Origin of the sequence: Streptomyces sp. NPDC056296 (genome assembly GCF_042268605.1) — a bacterium.
In the GTDB taxonomy this organism is placed as follows: Bacteria; Actinomycetota; Actinomycetes; order Streptomycetales; family Streptomycetaceae; genus Streptomyces.
Map to the genome: position 1 here is coordinate 42205 of NZ_JBHJRX010000034.1, position 8609 is coordinate 50813.

The 8609-nt window shown below is 69.4% G+C and carries 6 protein-coding genes; 4 read left to right on the forward strand and 2 right to left on the reverse strand.

The genetic code is table 11. From position 1 onward, the window contains the following. Nucleotides 1-26: 26 nt before the first annotated feature. Nucleotides 27-2072: a bifunctional aldolase/short-chain dehydrogenase gene (locus tag ACFCZF_RS24470; RefSeq protein ID WP_376673470.1), complete on the reverse strand. Its 2046-nt coding sequence runs from the start codon at nucleotides 2070-2072 to the stop codon at nucleotides 27-29. 160 nt (nucleotides 2073-2232) lie between these two features. Then, nucleotides 2233-3399, reverse strand: a complete 1167-nt coding sequence (rhaI, locus tag ACFCZF_RS24475; RefSeq protein WP_376673471.1) for an L-rhamnose isomerase — start codon at nucleotides 3397-3399, stop codon at nucleotides 2233-2235. 283 nt (nucleotides 3400-3682) lie between these two features. Between rhaI and ACFCZF_RS24480 the strand changes: the two genes are divergently transcribed. From ACFCZF_RS24480 to rhaS, 4 genes are all read left to right on the forward strand, one after another. After that, nucleotides 3683-5212, forward strand: coding sequence for a sugar ABC transporter ATP-binding protein (locus tag ACFCZF_RS24480; RefSeq protein WP_376673472.1), 1530 nt, complete (start codon nucleotides 3683-3685; stop codon nucleotides 5210-5212). Continuing rightward, nucleotides 5209-6264 (forward strand): ABC transporter permease, encoded by a 1056-nt coding sequence (locus tag ACFCZF_RS24485; RefSeq protein WP_376673473.1) that lies wholly within the window; start codon nucleotides 5209-5211, stop codon nucleotides 6262-6264. Before ACFCZF_RS24480 ends, ACFCZF_RS24485 begins: the two co-directional genes overlap by 4 nt. Further along, a complete protein-coding gene (locus ACFCZF_RS24490) occupies nucleotides 6257-7288 on the forward strand; it encodes an ABC transporter permease (protein ID WP_375918268.1) in 1032 nt (343 codons plus the stop codon). Before ACFCZF_RS24485 ends, ACFCZF_RS24490 begins: the two co-directional genes overlap by 8 nt. 82 nt (nucleotides 7289-7370) lie before the next feature. Further along, on the forward strand, nucleotides 7371-8456 hold the full coding sequence (gene rhaS, locus ACFCZF_RS24495; protein ID WP_376673474.1) for a rhamnose ABC transporter substrate-binding protein: 1086 nt from the start codon (nucleotides 7371-7373) through the stop codon (nucleotides 8454-8456). The last annotated feature ends 153 nt before the right edge of the window (nucleotides 8457-8609 follow it).

Consider the following 8609-nt stretch of genomic DNA (forward strand, 5'->3'; position numbering starts at 1 on the left):
CACCGGCATCAGGGCGGGCTCGTGGGTCAGCGCAGGAAGGCCGCGGCGACACCCGCGTCCACCGGGATGTGCAGGCCGGTGGTGTGGGTCAGGTCGCCGCCGGTGAGGGCGAAGACCGCGTTCGCCACGTGCTCGGGCAGCACCTCGCGCTTGAGCAGCGTGCGCTGGGCGTAGAACTCGCCCAGCTTCCCCTCCTCCACGCCGTACACGGCGGCCCGCTTGGCGCCCCAGCCGCCGGCGAAGATGCCGGAGCCGCGGACGACTCCGTCGGGGTTGACGCCGTTGACGCGGATGCCGTGCTCGCCGAGCTCGGCCGCCAACAGCCGCACCTGGTGGGCCTGGTCGGCCTTGGTGGCGGAGTAGGCGATGTTGTTGGGTCCCGCGAACACGGCGTTCTTGGAGGCGATGTAAACGATGTCGCCGCCGAGCTTCTGCGCGGTCATCACCCGGGCGGCCTCGCGGGAGACCAGGAAGGAGCCGCGGGCCATGATGTCGTGCTGGAGGTCCCAGTCCTTGGCCGTCGTCTCCAGCAGCGGCTTGGAGACGGAGATGCCGGCGTTGTTGACGACGAGGTCGACGCCGCCGAAGGCGAGTACGGCCTCGGCGAACGCGGCGGCGATCTGCTCCTCGCTGGTGACGTCCACGGTCACGGCCACGGCCTTGTCCGGCCCGCCGAGTTCCTCGGCCACGGCGGCCGCCCCCGTGGCGTCGAGGTCGGCGACCACGACGCAGGCGCCCTCGGCGACGAGCCGGTGGGCGATGGCCTTGCCGATCCCAGAACCCGCGCCCGTGACGAGCGCGACCCTGGTGGCCAGCGGCTTGGGCGCGGGCATCCGTCGCAGCTTGGCCTCCTCCAGGACCCAGTACTCGATACGGAACTTCTCGGACTCCTCGATGGGGCTGTACGTGGAGACTGCCTCGGCGCCGCGCATCACGTTGATCGCGTTGCCGTAGAACTCGCCGGCGACGCGGGCGGTCTGCTTGTCCTTGCCGAAGGAGAACATGCCGACCCCGGGCACCAGGACGATCACGGGGTCGGCGCCGCGCATGGCCGGCGAGCCGGGGACCGCGTGCCGTTCGTAGTACGCCCGGTACTCGGCGCGGTATTCGGTGTGCAGCTCCGTCAGCCGGGCGATCGCCTGCTCAAGCGGCGCCCCGGCCGGCAGGTCCAGGACCAGCGGGCGGACCTTGGTGCGCAGGAAGTGGTCGGGGCACGACGTGCCCAGGGCCGCGAGACGCGGGTGCTCGGTGCGGGAGAGGAAGTCGAGCACCGCCTCGGAGTCCGTGAAGTGGCCGACCTGCGGCAGGTCGGCGGAGGCGAGCGCGCGGACGTACGGGGCGAGCGCGGCGGCATGGGCGCGCCGCTCCTCGTCGGGCAGCGGCGCGTAGCCGTCCCTCACCGGGCCGAACGGTTCGGGACGGCCCCTGTCGGCGAGGAACACCTCGGCGGTGCGGATGATGTGCAGCGAGTTGGCCTCGCACTCCTCGGAGGTGGCGCCCCACGCGGTGACACCGTGGCCGCCGAGGACGCAGCCGATGGCCTGCGGGTTGGCCTCCTTGATCGCGGCGATGTCCAGGCCGAGCTGGAATCCGGGCCGCCGCCACGGCACCCACACGACCTTGTCGCCGAAGCATTCGGCGGTCAGCTTCTCGCCGTCGGCCGCGCAGGCCAGCGCGATACCCGAGTCGGGGTGCAGGTGGTCCACATGGGCCGCGTCGACCAGACCGTGCATGGCGGTGTCGATGGACGGCGCGGCGCCGCCCTTGCCGTGCAGGCAGTAGTCGAACGCGGCGACCATCTCGTCCTCGCGCTCCACGCCCGGGTAGACGCCCTTCAGGGCGTGCAGCCGGTCCAGACGCAGCGCGGCCAGTCCTTCGGCCTTCAGCGTGCCCAGGTCGCCCCCGGAGCCCTTGACCCACAGCAGCTCCAGCTCGCCACCGGTGACGGGGTCGGTGGCGGTGCCCTTGGCGGAGGTGTTCCCGCCCGCGTAGTTGGTGTTGCGCGGGTCCGAGCCCAGCCGGTGCGAGCGCGCCAGGAGCCCGGCGACTTCGGGATGAACGGCGGAGGCCATGATGCTCTTTCCTTCGGGATGAGATGACGACCCGGGATGAGATGACGACGCGGGATGAGATGACGACGCGGGATGAGTTGACGACGCGGGATGAGTTGACGACGCGGGATGAGTTGCCGACGGAGGATGCCCGAGGTCGCCCGGCGCCCCGGAGCAACGGCTACGCGCCCCAGCCGGCCTGCTCGCCGCCCACGCGTTCGGCGACGATCCGCTCCTGCCAGCCGCTGGCGCGGTAGGCGGCGATCGGGTCGGGGTTCAGACCCTTCTGCTCGCGGATCTCCGCCAGCAGCGGCCGGACGTCGGTGTTGTAGGCGTCCATCAGGACGGCGTTGGACGCCAGGACGTCGCCCGCTGCCTGGGCCGAGGCCAGGGCCTCGTCATCGACCAGCAGCGCCTTGGCCGTGGCTTCCTGGACGTTCATCACCGAACGGATGATCGCCGGGATCTTCGCCTCGATGTTGTGGCACTGGTCGAGCATGAAGGCCACGCCGGCGGCGGGGTCGAGGCCGCCGTTCTTGATGACCTCGCGGAGGATCCGGAAGAGCTGGAAGGGGTCGGCGGCGCCGACCATCAGGTCGTCGTCGGCGTAGAAGCGGGAGTTGAAGTCGAAGCCGCCGAGCTTTCCCTCGCGGAGCAGGACGGCGACGATGAACTCGATGTTGGTACCGGGCGCGTGGTGCCCGGTGTCCACGACGACCTGTGCCTTCTCACCGAGCTTCAGGCAGTGCGCGTAGGCCGTGCCCCAGTCGGGGACGTCGGTCGTGTAGAAAGCGGGCTCGAAGAACTTGTACTCCAGGAGCATCCGCTGGTCCTCGCCCAGGCGCTCGTAGACGGCGCCGAGTGCCTCGGCGAGCCGGTCCTGGCGGGCCGTGATGTCGTCCTGACCGGGGTAGTTGGTGCCGTCGGCGAACCACAGCTTCAGGTCGCGGGAGCCGGTGGCGTCCATGATGTCGACGCACTCCATGAGGTGCGCGAGCGCCTTGTGCCGCACCGCGGCGTCCGGGTGGCAGACACTGCCGAGCTTGTAGTCGTCATCCTGGAAGACGTTGGCGTTGATGGCGCCCAGTTCCAGGCCCCGTTCCTTCGCGTGCGCGGCCAGCGCCGCGTAGTCGTCCACCTTGTCCCAGGGGATGTGCAACGCCACCCGGGGGGTGACACCGGTGAACTCGTGCACCTTGGCCGCGTCGTCCAGCTTCTCGCGCGGGGTCCGCGGCACGCCGGGCTGCGCGAACACCTTGAAACGCGTACCGGAGTTGCCGTAGCCCCAGGAAGGCGTCTCGACCCGCTGGTCAGCGAGTGCGGTTCTCACGGCAGTGATGTCAGGCATGTCCACCTCTGGATGCGCAAGTTACCCCTTCGCGGGGGACTTGAATGACCTGTTCTTATGAATCGATTCAGACTGCCGCCGAAACTAACCCGTGACGCAACCTCCGTCAAGGGTCTCCGCAGGGCTTGGCCCACCTGTTTCCTGGCACCTCGTCGCAAACTTCGGCGACTGCGCGGGCCCTGGACCCTTGACGTCCCGGACACGCTGAAGCTAGCTTCCCCGGCAACTACATTGAAACATTTCATGCGGTGTTTCCGCTCGGCACACGTACTGGAGAGAAGCCATGACTCATCCCGAACCGGAGACCACTCCGGTGCTCGCCCTGGAGGGAGTGAGTAAATCCTTCGGCGCCGTCCGGGCCCTGCGTGACGTCTCGCTGCGGCTGTACGCGGGCGAGGCGCACGCCCTGGCGGGCGAGAACGGCGCCGGCAAGTCCACGCTGATCAAGACTCTCGCGGGCGTGCACCGTCCGGACACCGGGACGGTCCTCCTCGACGGCGAGCCGGTGGACTTCCACAGCCCGGCGGACGCCCGCGACGCGGGGATCGCCGTGATCTACCAGGAGCCGACGCTCTTCCCCGACCTGTCCGTCGCGGAGAACATCTTCATCGGACGGCAGCCCCGGCGCTCCCTGGGCAGGGTGAACCACCGTACGGTCAAGTCGGCCGCGGCCGCACTCTTCGCCCGCCTCGGTGTCGCCCTCGACCCCGACCAGCCGGCCCGCGGCCTCTCCATCGCCGACCAGCAGCTGGTGAAGATCGCCAAGGCCCTGTCCTTCGACGCCCGCGTCCTGATCATGGACGAGCCGACGGCGGCGCTCACCGGCAGCGAGGTGGCCCGGCTGTTCGGCGTGGTCGAGACGCTGCGCGAGCAGGGCTCGGCGGTGCTGTTCATCTCGCACCGTCTGGAGGAGATCTTCGAGCTGTGCCAGCGGGTCACCACCCTGCGGGACGGTGCCTGGATCGCCAGTGAACCCCTCTCCGGCCTCGACGAGGACGGCCTGGTGCGCCGCATGGTCGGCCGTGATCTGGAGGAGCTCTACCCCAAGCAGCAGACCCGGATCGGCGAAGTCGCCCTCAGCGTGCGCCGGCTGACGCGCGAAGGCGTGTTCACCGATGTCTCCTTCGACGTCCGGCGCGGAGAGATCCTCGGTCTCGCCGGTCTGGTCGGGGCGGGCCGAAGTGAAGTCGCCCGCGCTGTCTTCGGCGTCGACCGGTTCGACGGCGGTGAGGTCGAGGTCCTCGGCCGGAAGCTTCCGCCGGGTGCTCCGAGCCTGGCCATGGCCGCCGGACTCGCGCTGGTGCCCGAGGACCGCCGCGCCCAGGGCCTGGTGATGGACATGTCCATCGAGCGGAACATCGGGCTCACCGGTTTCGCGGCCACCTCCCGGGCCGGGCTGATGAACCGGCGGGCCGAGCGCAGCCGCGCCGTGGACTGGGCGACGAAGCTCCAGGTGAAGTACGCGCGCCTGGCCGATGTGGTGGGGACGCTCTCGGGCGGCAACCAGCAGAAGGTCGTACTGGCCAAATGGCTCGCCACGGCTCCTCAAGTGCTGATCGTGGACGAGCCGACCCGCGGTATCGACGTGGGGACGAAGGCGGAGGTGCACCGTCTGCTGTCCTCGCTCGCCGCCGACGGGGTGGCGGTACTGATGATCTCGTCCGACCTGTCGGAGATCCTCGGTATGGCCGACCGGGTCCTGGTGATGCACGAGGGCCGGCTGACCGCGGAGATCCCCCGGGCGGAAGCGACCGAGGAGACCGTGATGGCAGCCGCGACCGGCCGCACCGACCGAGGGAGGAAGGCGGCATGACCACGACCGTGGAGCCGGTGCGGCAGGAGGTCGCACCCGAGTCCGTCGCCGCGCGGCGGCTCATGGACAGGATGTTCAAGGCCCGCGAACTGGCCGTGATGGCCGTGCTGGTGGTGATGCTCGGCGCGACCCAGCTGTCCAACTCCGAGTTCCTCTCGGAGCAGGGCGTCAGGGACCTGATGCTGAACGCGACCATCCTCGTGCTGGTCGCGATCGGCCAGGCGATGGTGGTGATCACCCGCAACGTCGACCTGTCGGTCGGCTCCGTGCTGGGCATCTCCGCCTTCGCCGCGGGGCTCTGTCTCAAGGACGGCGGCCACCCGCTCGTCGCGGTCCTGCTGGCCGTGGCGGTCGGCGCGCTGTTCGGCGTGGTCAACGGCGCACTGGTGAGTCTGGGCAAGGTGCCGGCGCTGGTGGTGACCCTGGGCACGCTCTACATCGTCCGCGGCATCGACTCGATCTGGGTCGGCTCCCGCCAGATCACGGCGAGCGCCCTGCCCGACGGCTTCGTGGACTTCGGCAGCGGCGGCATCTGGGTGGTGCCCTACCTCGCGCTGCTCGCTCTGGCCGTCCTGGTCGTCGTGGCCTACTACCTCCGCAACTACCGCAGCGGACGGGACATGTACGCCCTGGGGTCCAACCCGGAGGCCGCCCGGCTCGCCGGTGTCCCGATCCGGGCCCGCATCATGACCGCCTACGTGGTCTGCGGGGCGCTCGCCGGACTCGCCGGCGCCCTGTACCTCGCCAGGTTCGGCAACGTCGACTCCAACACCGGCAACGGGTACGAACTCATCGTGGTGAGCGCCGTCGTGGTCGGCGGCGTCGCCTTCACCGGCGGATCGGGCACCGTGTACGGCGCCGCGCTCGGTGCCGTACTGCTGACCTCCATCAACGGTGTGCTCCCGGCCCTCGGCGTGAGTTCGGTCTGGGTCACCGCCATCAACGGTTTCCTGCTGCTGCTCGCCATCGCCGTCGACCGGGTTCTGGCGCTCAGAGTCTCCGGAGCCCTGCGCAAGAAGGCCGCACAGTCGAGGAGTGCCCGTCATGCCTGACACCACCGTCAAGTCTCCCGTGCTCTCCCGTCTCGGCGGCGCGGTGCGCTGGGACACCTCGGTCGGCGTTCTGCTGGTCGTCCTGCTGATCTGTTCGTTCTCCTTCGTGGAGAACTTCGGCAACGCCCTGAACGTGTCGTTCCTCATCGGCAACACCCTGCCCATCGCCCTGATCGCCCTGCCGATGGCGATGCTCGTGGTCTCCGGCGAGGTGGACCTCTCGGTGGCCTCCACCGCCGGCCTCTCCAGTGCCGTGATGGGCGCGCTGTGGAACGCCGGGATGGCGATCGAGACGATCATCCCGATCTGCGTGCTGCTCGGCGTGGTGTGCGGCCTGGTCAACGGGCTTCTCGTCACCCGGCTCGGGCTTCCCTCGCTGGCCGTCACCATCGGCACGCTCGGCGCCTACCGGGGCATCGCGCAGATCGTGCTCGGTTCCGACTCCGTGACCGACTTCCCGGTCCAGTACCTGGACTTCGGGGCCGGCCGGTTCGGGGACACGTTCCTCCCGTACGCCGTCGTCCCCTTCGTCATCCTGCTGGCGATCGCCGTCGTCGTGCTGCACGCCACGCGCTTCGGCCGGTCGCTGTTCGCCATCGGCTCCTCCGAGGAGGCCGCCCGCTTCGCCGGTGTCCGGGTCAAGCGGCTCAAGCTGGCCATGTTCGTGTCCACGGGCGTGATCTCCGCTCTCACCGGTGTCTTCTGGACGCTGCACTACGCCAGCGCCCGCTACGACAACGCCACCGGACTGGAACTGTCCGTGATCGCCGCGGTGCTGCTCGGCGGCATCGACTTCGACGGCGGCAAGGGCACGCTCGGCGGGGCCATCGCCGGTGTGTTCCTGCTCGGCACGATGCAGAACGTCATGAGTCTGCTGAACGTCTCCGCCCAGTCCCAGACCGTGGCGACCGGAGTCCTCCTGGTGATCTCCGTTCTCGCCCCGCGGATCGGCCGACAGATCTCCCAGACACGGGCCAGGGGGAGAACGGCCGCGTCCCCACCGCTGACGGCCCCTTCCTCGTAGTACTTCTTCCCGGCTCCTCTCGGGCCCTCCCCGCCGGGGAGCGCCCCTCCCCCTCCCTCCCGCACAGGCAAAGGAACCTCCCATGCTCGGCACCAGCGCCAGGTCACGCCGCCTGACCCTCGTACTCGCCACTGCCACCGTCCTCGCGCTCGGCGCCACCGCCTGCGGCGGCACCACCAAGGACGACGCGAACAAGGACAGCGGTAGCGCTGCCGTCGGCAAGGCCGACCCCAACGCGGAGACGAAGAAGGGCCTCACGGTCGCCTTCCTTCCCAAGCAGGTCAACAACCCCTACTTCACCACCGCCGACAAGGGCGGCGAGAAGGCGCTCAAGGAACTGGGCTCCAGCTACAAGGAGGTCGGCACCAGCAGCGGCACCGACACCGCCGGCCAGGTCAGCTACGTCAACACCCTGACCCAGCAGCAGGTCGACGCCGTGGCCGTCTCCGCGCAGGACCCCGGTGCCCTGTGCACCGCCCTCAAGCAGGCCATGCGCAACGGCGTCAGCGTCGTCACGTACGACTCCGACACCAACAAGGACTGCCGCCAGGTGTTCGTCTCCCCGGCCTCCGCCGAGGACCTCGGGCGTACCCAGGTCGAGCTGCTGGCGAAGCAGATCGGCGGCAAGGGCGAGATCGCGATCCTGTCCGCGGCGCAGACCGCGACGAACCAGAACACCTGGATCGACGTCATGAAGGAGGAGCTGAAGAAGCCCGCCTACAAGGACATCAAGCTCGTCAAGACCGCCTACGGGGACGACGACGCCCAGAAGTCGTTCCAGCAGACCCAGGGCCTGCTGCAGGAGTACCCGAACCTGAAGGGCATCATCTCCCCCACCACCGTCGGCATCAAGGCGGCCGCCCAGTACCTGTCCGGCTCCAAGTACAAGGGCAAGGTCAAGCTCACGGGACTCGGCACCCCGAACGACATGCGCGCCTACGCCAAGAACGGCACCGTCGAGGAGTTCGAGCTGTGGGAGCCGGCCAAGCTCGGCGCACTCGCCGCCCGCGCCGCGGTCGCCCTCGAATCCGGCCAGATCACCGGCAAGAAGGGCGAGACCTTCGACGCCGGTGACCTCGGCACGATGACCATCGGTGCGGACGGTGTCGTCTCCCCTGGTGAGCCGACCGTCTTCAACAAGGCCAACATCGACGAGTACGACTTCTGATCCGCGACAACAGTCGTGGGGGGGGGAGGGGGGGAGGGGGGAACAGGAGGGGGGGGGGAAAAACCCACCAGAATGGGGGGGAACCCCTTTGATTGGGGTCGGGGGGACACGACACTGGCCAAGAAGCGGGCGGCCCCACGGTCACCTCACCAG